The following is a 16461-nucleotide window of genomic DNA, read 5'->3' as shown; positions in this document are numbered from 1 at the left end:
CCTACTCCCCTACCCGGTCACCCATGGATTTGCGGCCGCTGCCGCTGCAACCGGTAACGGCTCGTCCTCCGGCTGTGGGCTGTACTTCTTGATGGAGGCTTCCACGGCGTCCTTGTGCGGCCCCGTGTACCAGGGCATGGTCCTGACCAGGGTGGCTGGGGCGCCGGAGGCGAGGACCACGGCGCGGCCGCGGTCCAGTTCGGCAAGGTTGGAGACGTCGAAGATCCGTTCCTTGCTTTCCTGCCGGGAGCGGCTGGACCCGGACTTCCCTGAGGAGACGGAGACGTTGATGTAGCTGTAGTCGCCGATCAGGTCAGAAAGGGCGCGGAGGAAGCCTTCTTCAGCGACACCGCCGCCGTAGACCTTGACGTTCGCGGCGGACCAGATTTTCCGCATGTTGGCCTCGCCCCAGAGTTCGACGCCTTGGGACCAGGACTGCAGGATGCCCATGACGATCAGGCCCTTTGAGCCGTAGTGGCTGAACTGGTCCGGCAGGCCGGCCCAGCGGACGACGTTGGCCAACTCGTCCAGGGCGAACAGTGCCGGCTTGGGCAGTCGGCCGCCGCTGCGCTCTGCCCGTTCCTCCATTGCCTCAGCGATTGCCACGGTCAGTGCCGTGGTGAGTGGTGCGGCGGAGCCTGCACCTTCCTTGGAGAGGATGTAGATCGTTTCCTGGGACGCGGCGAAGGCGTGCGGGTTGAACTGCCGGCGCGCATCACTGGCCACAGTCGCGCCGCCTGTGGGGGCGACCCAGCGGAGGGTGTTGCGGCTCTTGAGGCACTGGATCATCTTCTCGGCAGTGCCGAAGATACCGTCCCGCTGTTTGTCGGCCAGCTTTAGTGTGGACTCCAGGCCCTTGTACTGCAGCTCGTAGTCGTGCTCCCGGAGGATCTCGATGGGTTCCTGGCTGACCTGCTCGGTCACCCACAGGTAGACCTGCGTGATCGGCAAATCACCCAGTGCTGCTGCCAGGAAGTACGAGGAAAGAATGTCCTCTGCTTTGGGGTCGAAGTAGGCATCCGGCTTCGACCCGGGAACCCGGGAACCAACCGCGAAGTGCTGGGTGAGCTTGTACGCCGTCTCTTCATCGGTGACATAGGAGAGGGGGTTCCACCACCAGTCCGGTTCTTCCTGCGCGATCTTCTGCGGATCGAACACCCACACCGGGGCCGTGGCCTCGCGGACGCCACGGGTGCCGTCCACGACGTCACGCTTATTTGACGTCGAGACGACAGCGCCGGGAGCGTCCAGGATCGCGGGCATCACCCGGGATGTCGATTTACCGGTCCGGGGTCCCCAGATGTCGAGGCTAAGGTCTTCCCAGGATTGGATGAATTTCTGGCCGGTGGAGACCACCTTCCCCACAACGATGCCGGGGTTGTCCTTGATGCCCAGCCGTTCGGCCTTGGCCTGAGCGCCCTTCTCTGAGAAAGCGTTGAGGGACTTTCCGCGACCGAGGTAGCGGGCGGCCTTGTCCACGCGTGCCCGCTTGGACGCACCCTGCCGCCACGCCACCAGGACGACGACGGCAAGCGCCAGCACCAGGCCGACCAACACGCACACGACGACGGTGGCCTGGGTCGGCCATGGCACCTTGCCCTTGATAAGCCCGGCGATCAGGTCAACGGGGTGGGCCGGAGGGGCGTCAATGCCGGCCATCCAGGACCCGAGGTGCACGGCGGCGTATGTGCCGCCGCCGAAGACGACGATAAAGCCGATGGCCAGCCATACGAGGATGGCGTCGCCGAGGCCCATGCCTTTGCGGTTCGGTGCGCTCATAGGGATCCTCCTTCGGTTGGCATGATGGGTGTTGCCGGGTCGAGGATGGGTTCCGGGGATCCGTGCCATTTACCGTCGGTGTCGTTGACCCCGTCAGGGCCATGCTCAACGGAGGTCAGGCCGACCTGGACCGGGATACCGGGACGGCCGCCGACCTTGATGAGGAACTTCCCGCGCCCTGGCGGTTCGACGTCGACCCCGCGGGAGTCCCACGCGGGCGGATCCTGCCAGGAGATGAGCTTTTGCTGTTCCTGCCGGGACAGCGGTATCGCGGAGGTCAGCAGCGGCATCTCGGAAGCGGGCAGCCCGCCGCAGATGACCATACCGGAGCGCTCGACGAAGCCACGGGCTTTCATCCGGTCCTCCTCGGCCGGCAGTGCCAGCAGGTCGGACATGGTGTGGGAGATCATGATCTGCCCGACGCCGACGGACCGGTTGAGCCTTGTGAGGGCATCCACCCGGTCAACCATGCCCTTGCCGGCGCGCAGGGCCCGCCACAGCTCATCCAGGACCACGAAGTAGTTCCTGCGTGGCTCCAGCCCGGCGTCGGCGAGGGCATTGGCGACGTTCACGGTGCCGAAGCCGTAGGACCAGCAAGCCAACAGCACGGCGGCCTGCAGATAGGTTTCGGTCTCATCGATGCTGGAGACATCGAAGACCACGGCCCGGTCACGCTTCATCGGGTTCGTGGTTTGCCGGGAGAAGATTTCGCCGAGCTTCCCGCCGCCGGTCAGGCCCAGCAGGGTTGCTTCCAGCGCCCGGGTCTCCTGCAGGTAGACGTTCATGTCGCCGCGGTCCAGTGCCACCTGGCGCAGCTCGTCCGGCGCGGAGACGATCACGTCCAGCAGGTCCTTCAGAACCGGGACGCCGTCAAAGCGCTCATCGAGGACCCGCAGCGCCCGGTCAAGGATGGTCTGTTCCTGGTCCGTTGGCGGGTTGTTCCGGCTGATCGTGATGAGGGAGACGACCATGGTGAGGCGCCGGCCGTGGGCGTCGGCGCGGACCCTGGCGGCGTCTTCGTGGTGGCCGCTGTCTTCGAGCAGCTGGGCCGCTTCGACGGCCTGGCCCGGGTCGAGGATGTTCATGTAGCCGACGCCGCGGCCGAGCTTGATGACCTGCCCGCCCAGGGCTTTGACGGCTTTGACGTGCTCGCCTTTGAGGTCGCCCAGAATCAGGGGGTGCACGCCTTGGGCGGAGAGGCCGATGAACATCCGCCGCACCACGGTGGATTTTCCGAGGCCAGGCTTGCCAAGGATGAACGCGGACGGATTGGAAATGAGACGGGCGCGCTGGAACCAGCTGATCGGGTCACAGCAGACGGTTGCCTGGGTTTCCTCATGCCGACCGAGCGGCACACCAATCATGGGAGAGGATGCGCCGGAGGAAAACGGCCATAGCCCGCAGACCTGGACCGTTGTCCCCCGATACTCCCGGACGGCCGGGAGCAGCTGCGCCATGCCGCCGCCCCGTCCGGTCCAACCCCTCGATCCCGGGCCGGCTTCCCGAGCAGGACGCTTCGAGGTCTCGTCCGCTGCGTCCTTTACTGTCTTTGACTTCTTTACTGTCAAAAGCCTCATGCGCGCCATTAGAGGGCGTCCTTAATCTCGGAGGGCACCATGCTGTGCTTGGGCAGGACCAGCCCCAAGGGCAAGGAGGCGGCGAACGCGGTGTCCTGGGAGCCGTAAGCCCGGCGCAGCAGGACCCGGGCGGTACCGGAGGTTTGTTCAATGGCTGCGACAGCGTCCGGCAGGCGTTCCTTGTCAGTGACGGTGGCGGTGACGACCATGCCGAAGTTCACCAGTCCCGCGCCTTGTGCTTCTTCCTGGGCAGTCTGCACGGCTGAGCGGGCATCGACCAGGGCGCGGGCCGTGGGCCGGGTGCCTGAGGTGATGCGGACGTTGGCGTTGTTCTGATCCCTTTCGACGATGGTTGCTGCCTTGGCGGAGTCCATCGGGCGGTAGAGCAGGGAGATGCGTTTGCGGTCGATGTCCCCGTGCGGGGCCAGCAGCCGGGACAGGACGGCGGAGTTCACGGACCCGCGGGGAGCGCCGGTCATGGTCCAGGAGGCCGAGAATGCGGAGTCGTGGCGGTAGTCGTCCCAGCTTGCCTGCGTCGCGGTGGGGCCGACCTCGCCCCAATTTAGGGATACCGGGGTGCCGGCGGCGTGGGCTTGGTCGATGATCAGCGCGGCAGGTGGGTCGTAGGCGATTCGGACGACCTCGCAGAGTTCCTGCGCGGACATGGGCCGGGCGATCCCGGCACCGGTGGACTGCAGTCGTGCTGACAGGCCGGGGATCCGCGAGGCCAGGTCACGGGCAACATCTTCCGGTGTGCGCTTCTTGGACCCGGCACGGAGGGAGGCGTTGAAAGTCAGGGACACCCAGGCGCGGACCGTGGCCGATCCTTCCGGGTACGTCTGGACGACCTCGTGGAGCATGTCCTTGGCGAACTGAGGTGCGTTCGGGTCGATGTTCATCATGACTTCGTTTCGCAGCCGGTACCCCGAGTCCGGAGCGGTCTCGACAGTCACGGCTGCGGCGTCCAAGCCGGCCTCGTCGGCCAGTCCGGCGAGCCAGCCACCCCAGTTCGCTACCCAGGCATCGATTTGCTCCGGGTCCACAAGGGAGGCCCCGTCCGGTTCGGTGGAGAAGATCACGGTGAAGTGGCTGGTCGCGGGTACGTGGAGCATGGCGAAAGGGCGCTTGTAGGAGTCGGTGAACTCGTACAGTGTGGACTTCGCTGCCAGCCCGGGAAGCTGGTACATGCCCCACTCCGTGACGCCCAGCGGACCGGAACGGTACAGGTTGGTCCCAGAGGACTTCGAGACCTTGAAAGCCAAGCGAATACCCAGACGGTCCACGACGGACTGGCCGTGTTTGTCCTTGACGGTCAGCAGCAGCGCGCAGGCACCGGCGACGGCGAGGACGCCCAGACCGACGAACAGGCCCCAGATGGCGAAGCTGACGATGCCCAGCAGGAGTCCGACCATGACGATGCCGGTGCCGATAGCGCCGAGATTGCCCAGCCCGGCTGAGCGCGGGACGCGCCAGTTGCCGTAGGACGGTTCCTTGTATTCGGCGTTAATTGCTGCCACTGGGGCCCTCCCCCGTTGAATCCTGCGCGGTCGTCTTGATTGCCTCTGATGTCCTGGACGCCACCTGAACGCCGGCGGCTACAGCCATGCCAGCCGGGCCGGTAGCTGCGGCCCCAGCACCCCCGGCCAGTGCTGCTGCTCCCGCTTTGCCTGCAGTGCCGGCGGCGCCGCCCGGACCCGACGAGGCGGGCGTGGGCTGGCCGCCCCCACCCCGGGGGCCCGAAGATCCAGAACTACCCTTGGGAGCATTGCCTGTGCTCATGCTGGATGTGCTGGTGCTGGCTGGAGTGGGCGTGGCGTTGCCCCGCCCACTGCCAACCCGGCCCAGGGACACAGCCCCTGTGGCAAGGGCACCCACTGAGGCTCCTCCTGCTGCTCCACTGCCAGCGGCAACGGCTCCCACCATTGGCGTGACGAACCGCATCAGGGCTGGAAGGGCGAACAGGGCAACGATCATCAACGTGAAGCCAGTGATGGAGCCGATCAGGGCATCCTTCCCGCTGGTCTTGCTCATCAAGAGGAACGCAACCGAGTACACGATGGCGGCAGCCGGCTTGTAGAGGATGAAGGCGATGGTCCAGCCGACTGCCTTCTGGAACCACTGCCTGCCCATCTCGGTGTTCGTGAAGGCGGCCGTCGTGGGCAGGATGCCGGCCAGGATTACCAACATGCCGCTGCGGACCACCATGAGAACGATCTGAACCAAGGAAGCAATTAATCCGACCAAGCCCAGGACGATTAGAATGAAGACCGCATCGCTTGTATGGATAGCCGCGATTTTCTGGAACGCGTCGGCAAAGCCCTTGCCGTCAGTGGACCTTGTGATGATGGCGCTGGCGAAGGCATCGGCGGCAAGCACCAGAATCGAGATCGTGCCAAGGCCTATGGCCGATACCAAGGTGAGCGTGAGCAGGGAACGGAGCAGATCCTTGAGCGGCGCCCCGCGCTGCTCCCAGATCATCCGAATGCCTCCGATGATCACGGCGAGGACTGCCAGGGCCAGCGTCCAAGGCATCAACTCGCTGTTTACAGCGGATACAACCGGACTGGCCGTTGCCCCATCCTCGCTGGTGAGGTTCACCGTCGGCATGGACACCCAGAAGGTAGACAAAGTCGTCACCATCTGGCTCATTCCCTCCATGATCGACTTCGCCAAATTGCCAATGGTGTCGTCGAGTATCCCGGAAACGACATTGCCGCCCTGACAGACGACATCCAGAGGAGCGCACTCGGCCATGTCAGACCCCGGCCCACGCGATAAAGCCGCTCATGTCGCTGAGCGGGGCAACATCGTTTATGAGCTGACCAGCATCGGAAACCTTGACTTTCCAATCCCCGTCGAGCCACTGGAGCGGCAGAACTGCGTGAAACAGTTTTCCGCCGGAGGTTTGAAAGGCCAGATCAACGTTGGCTTCTGTAGGCGTGTACGACTTGAGCAGGAACCCTCGTAGCTGAACGGTGTCGCTTGTAGCGGTGGAAGGATCAAACGTCATTGCTTGCTGTTTGGCTGCATCACGCCCAGCGCCGGGGGCCATGAGCTTGTCCGCCAGCTTGATATTCATTTGCTGTGACTTGGATGAGCCAAGGGCCACCAGGTTGGCAGCCGAGTAGAGGGCGCCGGTTGGCGAGTGAGCAAAGCAAGACCTAAATCCTGTGTCGTCCGTCAGCCCTGGCCCGAATGTTGTGGGGTCAGTGGGCGCTGCCATTTTCCCCACGAGTTCCCACTCGGACTTTGGCGCTGCGCCCACAGCCGTCTCCGTGCTCGAGGGCAGTCCACAAACACTCTTTCCAGCAGCGTCGGCTGACGTTGGTGGTGCTGAAGAGGCGGTGGCCGCCGATGAGGCTGAGGCAGGCTCGGTGGTGCCGTCTGATTTGGGAAGCAAGAAGATCACTACGACGGCGGCGATTAGTGCGACGACCAGGGCGGCCGCGATGATGAATCCGGGCTTAGTGAACGGATTGCTTTCGGTGGTGCTCTCTGTTGACTGGCTCATACGGAACCTCCCGTTGATGGTGCTGGCTTAGACGAAGGCGCGGACGATGCCCGCCGCACCGGTGATGATGATGCAGCCCATCAGCACCCAGCCGAGCTTGCCGATCGCCTGGGCCCCTTCACCGCGCTGGAGCTGGATGACCATGCCAATGCCGACGATGATGACGCCCAGGACGCCCAGGACCAGCCCGATACCGGAAGCCCAGTTCAGGATGGTCAGCAGGCCGCCGGCCTGTGCCGGGACGACAGGGGTGGGGTTGGGGATAACGCTGGTGGAGAGTGCGGTGAACGCGTTCACGGTGAGACCTTTCAGTGGTTGGTGGCCGTGGCCAAGGCGGCCACGTCGGTAATGAAGCGCTGGTACTCGCGGATGGTTGGCAGTTCCGTGGTGTCCGTGTGCCGCCATGCGTCCACCCAAGGCAGAGTCCAGAATCGTGGTGCCCCACCGCCTACGAGGGCGGCGAAGTCCCGGAGTGCTTTGGGTGTCTTTCCCGGGGCGTCTGCAAGGACGGCGAGTCCAAGCAGGTCGTTCTGCGGGGCTGCCCCTGACGCCCACTGCGTGAGCGCGTTCCGGGCAGTTGTCAGACCCCGCATGTCTGCGCGGCAGACCAGCAGCACCCGCGGGTTACCGCCGCTGGGAAGAACAGGCCAGCAATGGTCTGTGGAACGGGCAGATTCGATAAGGTCAGCGATCCGGCTTTCACCCGCTCCCCCATGGGTCCCGACAACCCAGAGACGGGCTGTGCCGGCCATGCTGCGGGACGCCAGACGGTCTGCCGCGTCCGGCTCGACCATGCCGCGCAGCGGCGCGCTGATGGTCGCCGCCGGCGGGACAGCCACAGCCAGTGTTTCCTCTTCCGATTCATCCGCTATGGGGCGGGTGACCCAGGGGTTCAAGGTCTTCTGCATGGTTCCTCCTCTCAACTCTCGAGTTCCGTGGGGTCGTTCTAGAAGCCTTTGGCGACGGCGGCCGCCGCAGCCAGCCATGCCCGCTGGGTCGCGGACTGGAGGGCTTCGTAGCGGATGGGGCCGTTGACCAGGGCGGGGTCGTACGGGATGCGGACGACGGCGCGGACGAACGGTTCGAAGCCGTCCGCGATGCGCTGTGCCTCGGCTTTGGCGCGCTTCAGTGCGTCTCCGGTCATGCTGCGCTTGGCGTCGGTGGATTCGGAGACGATCACGACGGCGTTGCGTGCCAGCTCGGCGTCGTGGCCACCGCGGGATTCGAGGGTCTGCAGCGTCAGCCGTGCTGCTTCTGCGCGGTCCTCGATGGCGGTGACGGGGACGACGAGCTGGTTGGTGTGGTCGATCATCCGCCGCCAGTTCGCTGCGCGGGCGGTGTTGCCGGAGTCCATGATGACCAGCCGGTAGTAGCGGGTGAGGACCTGGTGGGCGATGTCCACTTCCTCGGCGGTGACTTCGTGGTCGCCTTCCTCGTTTTCGTCCGAGCGCAGCACGTCGAACTTGTCGGCGGTCTGGTGGTGGACGAACTTCGCGATTTCGGCCGCGTTCGTGGACGGTGACAGCAGCTCGGTGGAGGAATCGATCAGGTCCAGGACGCTGCGGTCGTGGGCGCCTTTCTCGGTCCGCCATCCCAGGGTGCCCTGGGATTCGTTGTTGTCCCACGCCACCGTGGCCGCGCCGCTGTAGCGGGCAAGGATCGCCGAAAGCATCACAACCGTGGGCGTCTTGTTGGCCCCGCCCTTGCGGTTGACCACGGCGATGGTCCGCGGGCCCGGCCAGTGCTGGCTGACGGTCCGGATGTCCTCCCGCTCGGACAGCTCCTCCTCCGAGGGGTCCATTCGAAAGCCCAGCCGGGTCAGGGCCCCGCGCCAGCCCTGCGTGGCAGGCTCCAGCACCGGCGCGCTGACCAGGAAAGAGGTCTCCTTCAAACTACGTCGGGTGACCGGAGCGTCGGCTTCAGCAGCCTGTTCGGGTGCCGCGTCCTTGGCCACCGCCGTCTCTGCTGGAAGGGGGGGCCACGGCTGACGGTCCACCATCGGCTTGGCAACTTCAGGCTTCGCCCCAGGCGTTGGCGCTGGAGTGATGCCGGTGGCGTCGGCGGCGGTCGCAGTGGGCGTGGTGGCGGTTCCGGCGGTGCGGCGGCGGGCGGCTTGAGGTTCGTAGGAGACGGATTCGACGTTGCCCCCTGGGTGGACGATCAGCTCGCCGTGGCCCTCGGGATCCTCGATACGGACCCGGACGGGACGCTGCAACGTCTTGGCTTCGGCCACGACAAGGGCCAGAGCATTGTCGCGCAGGTCCTGCAGCGTCTCCCCTGCCGGGACGACGCGGGAATTTCCTGCGACAACGACCTCGGCGGTGCCGTTGTCGCTGATAATGGCCTTAATGTTCGGGAAGGCCAGGACCTCTGCTGGTGTGATGCTCATGAAACCTGATTCCTTTACGTTGACGGGTTCGGTGACGTGCGGGCGCCTACGAAGTGGGCGGAGTGAGTCGGTTGACCTTCCATGGGGCCTCCGGGCCGGTGCGGAGCAGCTGCACGGTGTAAGTCCCGGCGTCGGTTGGAACGGCTGCCATGACCCCGTAGCCGTTTGCCTCATCGACTGTCAGCGTCGCGGGGCCAGTGACCCGAGTGGCGGGGACATTGGCCGGATCTACGGCGGAGTAGTCGGCGGTGGCTTGCGGTGTGAGCCAGCGGGCGAGGTCGTTGGCCCACTGCTTCTCTTCCAGGCCCGGGCGGGCGAAGTCCGTCATTGCCTTTTGGGCGGTGTCTACGGCGGCGTCCTTGCTGGGCTGGTCCCAGCTGATGCCGATGGTTGCCGGCACGGTGCCGTTGGGGGCCTGCGGGCCGCTGCCCGCGCTCAGGGAGACCGGTGCAGAAGGTGTGGCGGCCGTGCTGGTCGCCGGGGCCGGTGTGGTGTCCACTGCCGGTGCGCAGGCCGCGCACAACAGGACCACCGCGGTCAGTGCGAGTGACTTTTTCACTTCTTCTCCTCTTGGGTGGGCAGATACAGGAAGGCCGACGGGACCGTGTTGCTCACGGTGCGGGTGTAGTAGTTGTGGTCATCCGGTGCCGGGTTTCCGTTGTAGCCCTCTTCGACGTAGGTCCCGTTGTCCTTGACTTCCTTGACCACGGCTACGTGCCCATAAGTCGGGTCCGCTCCCCCGGCACCGGGCGCGTACCAAACCACCGCGCCCACTCTGGGCGTCCTGCCGGTGGCCCAGCCCTTGGCGTCCCAGCCGGCCTTCCAGGTCAGAGCGGAACCGAGGCCCTGTCCGTCCGGGCGGAAGGTGCCATTGAGGAACCTGAACGGTGCGCTGGCGGACCCCATCTGCTGATTCACCCGCCACAGGGCAAAATCCACGCATTCCCGGTAAAACATGCCCAGCGGTGATGCCGCCGCGGCGCCCGTTCCGGACTGGAGCCAGGTGGGCGAGTTCTTCCACGGGTAGTCATCTCCGGCGCCGGACTGCCCTGGAATGGCGCAGCCGCTGCCTTCCAGCGAAAACTTGCCGGTAGAGAGTGTCTGGACGATTTTCACGGCCTCGGGCCAGTACTTCTGGTAGTGATAAGGGTCGCCATTGCGCTGGACCTTGTTGCCGGCGATAGTCGGCTCAAGCAACTCCCAACCCGGCACCGCCTGCAGCGCCTTGATGAAATTCGCGGCACTGATGGTTGGGTCCATGCGATCTGCGTATGAGCCCCATGCGCCGTTCCCGCGCTGCTGGAACAAACCACGGGAATCCGGCCCGGCGGCGTCGCCGCGGTCCAGGACACGCAGTCCAGACTCTCCCAGGGCGACCATGACGCTGATTATCTGGCCCTTCAGGGGAAGGTTCAGCGCCTTGCCGGCACCCATGATCGCCGCGGCGTTCTTCAACTGCTCCTCGGAGTACCCCTCGACCTTTTTATCGGCATCGACCGTGACAGAGACACTAGGGTCGCAATTGCTGGCCGGGGGGTTGACCGGTTGAAGCAACAAGGGAATGGACAGGACGGACCCAAATAAGATGCTGGGGACAACGGCCGTAAGGCTTATAGACAACCCTTTGTTCTTCACGGCTTCGACCCCCTACTCATGCCGCATTGCGGTGGTTTCGTCTGGCGTTTTCATCAGCTTTGACGCTCTGGTTTCCCGCATGCCTTTTGTTCAAGTCGGACGGGATCAGGTCATCGATAATCAGGTGCCATCAGAATCGCATTAGACATGTCTATAGGCATGTCTAACAGTAGCACGCGCAGTACCCGCGGCTTTTATGGAGGCTAGCTACTTCTCGTCGTCTAATGCGGTGTCTATGAGCCTGGCGAGAGACCTTACGCTCTCTGCGTCGTAAACCTCACCGAGGGCTCGGAGAGCGAAGGATTTCACCTGGTTCTTCCGCATGACTCTAAGAAGCTCCAATTGAGCTTCCACGCGTGCCGGCATTTCTGATCCCGGATCGGTGAGATATGCCGCAGGGACACCAAAGAACTCTGCCAACGCCTCAAGCAGCACTGCGTCTGTAACCAACGGACCGTCGCCGTCACGCATGTAGTACCACCGCGCACGAGACAGCTTCACTCCCCTGGCCGCCAAGGCTGATTGAATGTCTGCGAATTCGTAGGGACGGCCACCCTCAGCAACAACAACGTCCAAGAGTACTCGCAGACGCCGCGCAAGCTCGGCCCGGCGCTGCTCAGCATAGGGGCTGTTCCTGGATATCACCGCATCGCTGCTTTCTTGCTATTCATGGCGCCTTCGGCGTAGTCGTACAAAAGTGTCTCAACTTCTCTAACGATCTCTGCATTTCGAGTATCCATTACGTACCCGCGCGTCTGGGCACGGATCTCGCTATCGCGGATTTCTGATACGCGCCGCTGCAAACGTGCCACGCTCTTGACAGTCAAGAATTCAACTCTTGAATAGAGTCGCGAATCAATCACCAAATCCATCTCTGAAGATGCGACGTCCCACCAAATGGGGCGGATCCGGCGGAGCATCTTGGCCGCTTTGACAGTGACGATTAGTCGCTGTGCCACCGCAGCAAGGCGAGGCAAGGAGAGACCTAACGAAACCAGAATGACAATCACTTGCTGGGCTGTTTCATAGATCCATTCGATCTGAGCCTTTAGCTCTGACCCCGGCTGGAGAAAGTTCCCAACCAAGCGCAGCCCCACAAGTGCGAAAGCAAGACCAAAGCCTGCAAGTACCATTCGGAATCCAGAACGAAAGAGACCTCTCATCTGCTTCAGACGGGGCAAACAAATCCTGAGCGCGCTGACGCTCACCGTAATGATGAAGGCTACAGCGAACGTTTGGAACGCAAGAAGTGCCGGCTGTGCACCGTACACACTCACGACCCATCTTGTGGAGAGCGGAGCATTCCACCAAGGAAACGTAAGAAACATCACCCCTGAGCAAATTGCCCACCACCTACGCCATGCCTTACCGCAGACGACTGCGGAAGGGGAGGTAGCCACCTGAAGAGACCTCTGGACCTGCCACAGGGCGGCAACTACAAGTTCAGACAGAACGAGCGCCACGGCGTTCCCACCGCCGAGCACTTGGTCTGCTGCGATATAGACAACGGGGACGTAGAGAGTAAAAGCGACTGAGGCAAAGACTGCTCCGAGGAGGGCAGGAAGTGCCGCACGACTTCGAATGGTCGGAAGCCGAATAAGGGCAAGACCCCAAAGTATGGCTGCGGGGATCCAGTCATTCATCCGAAGACTCGGCCAAAAGAATCGGGAGTAGCTGCTCTCAAAGCTGAAGACCAAGTAAGACGGACTGATAACAGGTCAGCCAAAACTTCTGCTTCCAGTTCATCCGGACTATCGAAGCAGCGGCGTCGCAACAGCTGAGCCTTCACCATCTCCGGGTCCAGCAGTTCGAGCATCCTCCCGAAATCTTCAGACACTTGTTCCGCTGGACCCGCTTGTTCGTGTGCGAACAGGAGGTGTGCGAACTCGTGGCAAAGGATCTTGTTCTTTCGATGAGGACTTGCATTTCGAGGATGAGTAATCACTGCGTGACTGTCGGTGAAAAGGACACTTCCAGTTACAAGGGGGTCATCCTGGGGATGAGCCGCCCTTAGTGTGATGCTGATGTTCCGCTCTCGTTCCACCACCGATTGGAGCGTTTCCAGTGACAGCTCTTGCGGCAGCGACAGCTGCTGGAGTCGATGCTTCGCAGCTCGTTTGGCGCGACGGAAGTCTGGGCTCTTAGTTGGCACGGCTGCGCGGTCCTAGTTCATCCAGGGAGTAGCCATCCGGGTATACGCCACTGCCCGCCTTACCAGGATTAAACCGAGATTGCGCTCGAGGAGGGCGGCGGCGAAGCTGGGCGGCCCGGGCTCGGAGACCGAGTCTGACTACTGTCCTCATCACGTGATTGGGTACTGAGAGACCCAACGAATGGCTCAGTCGGCTGTCATCGAATAGTACGGACAGGACGGGCGCCGCTAGCGGAGCAAGGGGGCCCGGTAGACGGTCGCTGAACAGACTCATGGTGGAGGACATGAGCTCCGCGCCGGCATCGCTCGGCGCGGAGAATTGCTCTTCATAGTCGGCGAGGAACCGCTCTGCCGACTCGTAGGACGTGAATGCATGATCGATGCGCATGCGGCGGGCTAGCTCCGCGTAGAAATCTGTTGCCGCCTGGCGCTCATCCGCAGTCGTTCGTCGTCTTCCATGTGCGTCGCAGAACCTTATTGGAACGACCAACAGAGTCGTGAGAACGTACAGGAAGTCTTCGTTTGTCCCTTTGACTCCCTTGTGGACTCTATTGAGTAGATCCACCATCGCCTGCCCTCGTGCTCCATCAAACCCATCTTCGATTAGCTCGTACATGACTATCGCCGTGTCCATAGAGCGCTTGGAAGGCCTGGCGTGGACTTCCCCGGTTAGAGCAAGTGCTTGAGCAATGTGCGGGATGGAGAAGTTTCGGTAGTACGAGAGAAAAAAGCCCACCTCAAATTCTTCGGCGAGATCGAACATGACCGCACGCCTGTAGGTTGCAGACGCATGGGCAAGGGGTGGTCGATCAAACTTTTCCATACCTCCATTGTCGCCCCTTCGTACCTTAGCTTTAAACATTTCGTTAGACATGTCTAAGATGAGGCATAGTTAGCCGCAAGGAAGAACTCGAAGGATTGACTGCAGAGGTGAGACGTCACAAACACGACACGCCGCCGTTTTCTGAAAACAATCCCCGAGGTGCGAATCGCTCGGTGATAGCTTCAGAGCAGTCGCAACGACTGCAGTCAGTCGGGACGGCGCAGCAAGGCAACGATGAAGCTGTAACCGCTCCGGGCGGATACAAAATCAAAGGAAGCAGCACATGACAGCAGTAGCAGTAAATCGAGGCGGCGGCCGCCCCAGCAAAGGCCTGCGTAAGTTCATTGGTTTTCGCTCACCGGAACCCACTGCTGACGGTATCGCGAAGGTGGCGGCCCATAAAGGCCTCACCGTCACCGAATACCTCCTCTCCGTCGTAGAGCCGAAGCTCAAAGAGGACCTTGCCGCACTTGACCAGGACGACTACCAGCAGGAGCTGCCCATCCGCATGGCCTCATAGAACAAAAGAAGGCCCGCACTAGGCGGGCCTTCGAAGCTTGAGACTTACCCTCTGGATTGCTTGCCGGCGGATCAGATTGTAAGTCGTGGAGGGCCTAGCAAGGCCATCCTTTGTGTTGCTATGAAACCGATCTGGCAGGATCGGTCCTTTTTCGTACCTCAATCCCCGAAAGGATTACTCACATCGTACATCAGCACGTCTCCGTGCTGCCAGCATGCCCGACTACTGGCGTGTCCGAGCAGCGAGATGATCCCGCCTCCGTTTGGGCAGCGCTCTCACCATTTCTGGCAGGCCAGCCGCGCGTTCGGTTGTCGCGTGATGGGGGCAAAACCTATCCGCAAAAACACGAACGGAACTTATCTGAAGCCCTCCCCTCGCTGCCGGCGGCGGTGCGAATCTTCGGGAAAGACGGTACCTGCGCCGCGATATTTTTGGACTTTGACTCCTCAATAGCGGGGCTGGAGCGGGTCCAAGCCGACGTCCGAGCCGTTCAGACATGGCTGCACTCGAACGGAGCCCGCTGGATCGAGGACTACTCCCCCAACGGCGGCCGCCATCTCTACATCCCGCTGGCACACAGGGTTACCTTCTCCGAAGCGCGTGATCTTGTCGAAGCGCTGGGTACGCGATACCGGAGCCTGGACAAGACCCCGCACCAGAACGTGCTCCATGGCTGCATGCGCACCCCCGGGTCACCGCACAAGCGCGGCGGCCACCAAGAGCTGGCGATGAGCCTCTCCATGGCCTACGACGTCGCCCGCCGGCCCAACAGCCCCAGCATCTGGGCCGCCATGACAAAGGATCTAGCCGCCGAGATAAAAGCTGTCCGCGCACTCCGACAGGAGGAGTCGTTCAGCGCCACGGCCGACGCACCCGTTATCGACCACCCCGCGGGGCGGATGTCCCGCTCCATGCAAGTACTGGCACAGACCGGAATGTACGACACGAACCGGTACGTTTCGGACTCGGAGGCACGCCAGGCAGTCCTGGTGTCGGCCGCAGTCGCTGGCCTGCACCTGGTCGATGTTGAACGCCGGATGCTCCAGGGAACTTGGCCCGGACTGGCCTCCTTCTACGCACGTTATGCAGCCCGGCACCGGCTGCCGGCACTGCGACGGGACTGGCAGAACGCCGTCAGATACCTCACTAAAACCACGGCCACGAGCGACGGAAATAACAATGCCCGTAGATCCCCCACAAGCCAGCCAAATACACAGCCCCCAGCACTACTGGGCACTAACCCAATTTCAAATCCCGATGCAGAGCATCGGTTCATCCGGACATGGCGCAATGCTCTACGAATCAGGGAGGTGCGCTACCAGGAATCCAGGACAGGAATGGCACGCCGGATGGTCCTGAGGTCTCTTGGGGAGGCAGCCCACATGACGGCATCGCGCTTTATCGAATTCGGCGTCCGTTCGATTGCCGTCGCTACCGGACTGGACCACACCACGGTGGCCACGCATCTGCGGGAACTGCGTGCCGAGAAGGATCCCCTGGTCACGTTGGTGGAGGAAGGCCGTGGTACTAAGGGCGACCTGTACATGTTGACCGTCCCCGAAGAGCTGAAGGCGGCAGCAGAAGACGCATCCTGGCAGAAAGGAAAGATTCACGCCCTTCGCCCGGTCTTCCGGGAACTGGGGCTGCCGGCCGCGTTCGTCTATGAGGCCCTGGAACACTCCCCCGCTATGTCCACCACCGAGATCGTGCGCGTCACCAGGCTGTCCCGGTCCGCGGTCAATGAGGCCCTGGACGTCCTGGCAGCCTGGAACCTCATCACCCGCGGTGCTACTCGCGCCTGGTCCACCGTCGCCGCCACGTCACTGAAGCATCTCGCCGAACACTTCGGAGTCCTGGAAGCTGTCGCCGCACAGATACAGCGCTACCGCAACGATCGGATCATTTGGCGGGAATGGCTCGCGAAGAACGTGAACACGGTAGCCGAACTCCTCTCCCCCGAAGACGACTATCCGTGGGAGATGTTCGAGGGGCCACCCGACGAGTGGTCATTGTCTGATATGGCTTTCAGGAGAATTGGGTGAGGGGCAGCGCCGAGGCCTAGCTGTTGCGCTTCC

General features: G+C 62.8%; 15 protein-coding genes. 2 read left to right on the top strand and 13 right to left on the bottom strand.

Annotated features, from left to right (window positions below; translation table 11 throughout):
- Positions 1-9 precede the first annotated feature (9 nt).
- The 13 genes from AC3IMC_RS15985 to AC3IMC_RS15925 all read right to left on the bottom strand — a co-directional run bounded on the left by AC3IMC_RS15985 (position 10) and on the right by AC3IMC_RS15925 (position 13866).
- The gene (locus AC3IMC_RS15985) at positions 10-1779 is read right to left on the bottom strand and encodes a type IV secretory system conjugative DNA transfer family protein (protein ID WP_490919598.1); all 1770 of its coding nucleotides are present in this window, start codon (positions 1777-1779) and stop codon (positions 10-12) included.
- Entirely contained in the window at positions 1776-3236 is a 1461-nt protein-coding gene (locus AC3IMC_RS15980) for a helicase HerA domain-containing protein (RefSeq protein ID WP_490919597.1), read from the bottom strand. The genes AC3IMC_RS15985 and AC3IMC_RS15980 overlap by 4 nt, the downstream gene beginning before the upstream one ends.
- Before the next feature lie 128 nt (positions 3237-3364).
- Complete coding sequence (locus tag AC3IMC_RS15975) at positions 3365-4873, bottom strand: SCO6880 family protein (protein WP_490919596.1); 1509 nt, start codon at positions 4871-4873, stop codon at positions 3365-3367.
- Complete coding sequence (locus tag AC3IMC_RS15970; protein ID WP_490919595.1) at positions 4860-6005, bottom strand: TrbL/VirB6 family protein; 1146 nt, start codon at positions 6003-6005, stop codon at positions 4860-4862. Before AC3IMC_RS15970 ends, AC3IMC_RS15975 begins: the two co-directional genes overlap by 14 nt.
- Positions 6006-6111: 106 nt before the next feature.
- On the bottom strand, positions 6112-6867 hold the full coding sequence (locus tag AC3IMC_RS15965; RefSeq protein ID WP_490919594.1) for a DUF8175 domain-containg protein: 756 nt from the start codon (positions 6865-6867) through the stop codon (positions 6112-6114).
- A 27-nt stretch (positions 6868-6894) separates the two neighbouring features.
- Positions 6895-7164: a hypothetical protein gene (locus tag AC3IMC_RS15960; RefSeq protein ID WP_490919592.1), complete on the bottom strand. Its 270-nt coding sequence runs from the start codon at positions 7162-7164 to the stop codon at positions 6895-6897.
- Between the two features lie 11 nt (positions 7165-7175).
- Positions 7176-7775 (bottom strand): DUF6668 family protein, encoded by a 600-nt coding sequence (locus AC3IMC_RS15955; protein ID WP_490919590.1) that lies wholly within the window; start codon positions 7773-7775, stop codon positions 7176-7178.
- A 38-nt stretch (positions 7776-7813) separates the two neighbouring features.
- Positions 7814-9256 carry a MinD/ParA family ATP-binding protein gene (locus tag AC3IMC_RS15950; RefSeq protein ID WP_490919588.1) on the bottom strand — a complete coding sequence of 481 codons (1443 nt, stop codon included), beginning with the start codon at positions 9254-9256 and terminating at the stop codon, positions 7814-7816.
- Positions 9257-9302: 46 nt separating this feature from the next.
- On the bottom strand, positions 9303-9815 hold the full coding sequence (locus tag AC3IMC_RS15945) for a hypothetical protein (RefSeq protein WP_490919586.1): 513 nt from the start codon (positions 9813-9815) through the stop codon (positions 9303-9305).
- Positions 9812-10711 carry a CHAP domain-containing protein gene (locus AC3IMC_RS15940; protein WP_490919584.1) on the bottom strand — a complete coding sequence of 300 codons (900 nt, stop codon included), beginning with the start codon at positions 10709-10711 and terminating at the stop codon, positions 9812-9814. The genes AC3IMC_RS15945 and AC3IMC_RS15940 overlap by 4 nt, the downstream gene beginning before the upstream one ends.
- Before the next feature lie 387 nt (positions 10712-11098).
- Positions 11099-11536 carry a hypothetical protein gene (locus AC3IMC_RS15935; protein ID WP_308287930.1) on the bottom strand — a complete coding sequence of 146 codons (438 nt, stop codon included), beginning with the start codon at positions 11534-11536 and terminating at the stop codon, positions 11099-11101.
- On the bottom strand, positions 11533-12168 hold the full coding sequence (locus AC3IMC_RS15930; RefSeq protein ID WP_490919582.1) for a hypothetical protein: 636 nt from the start codon (positions 12166-12168) through the stop codon (positions 11533-11535). The genes AC3IMC_RS15935 and AC3IMC_RS15930 overlap by 4 nt, the downstream gene beginning before the upstream one ends.
- Positions 12169-13032: 864 nt before the next feature.
- On the bottom strand, positions 13033-13866 hold the full coding sequence (locus tag AC3IMC_RS15925; RefSeq protein ID WP_490919580.1) for an oxygenase MpaB family protein: 834 nt from the start codon (positions 13864-13866) through the stop codon (positions 13033-13035).
- A gap of 283 nt (positions 13867-14149) precedes the next feature.
- On the opposite strand from AC3IMC_RS15925, the gene AC3IMC_RS15920 reads away from it, so the two are divergent.
- Positions 14150-14386 (top strand): hypothetical protein, encoded by a 237-nt coding sequence (locus AC3IMC_RS15920; protein ID WP_490919578.1) that lies wholly within the window; start codon positions 14150-14152, stop codon positions 14384-14386.
- Between the two features lie 203 nt (positions 14387-14589).
- Positions 14590-16428, top strand: coding sequence for an HAD family hydrolase (locus tag AC3IMC_RS15915; RefSeq protein ID WP_490919576.1), 1839 nt, complete (start codon positions 14590-14592; stop codon positions 16426-16428).
- Positions 16429-16461: the final 33 nt, after the last annotated feature.

This window comes from Arthrobacter sp. E70 (genome assembly GCF_058266945.1).
This window is presented reverse-complemented; position numbering and strand designations above follow the sequence as displayed.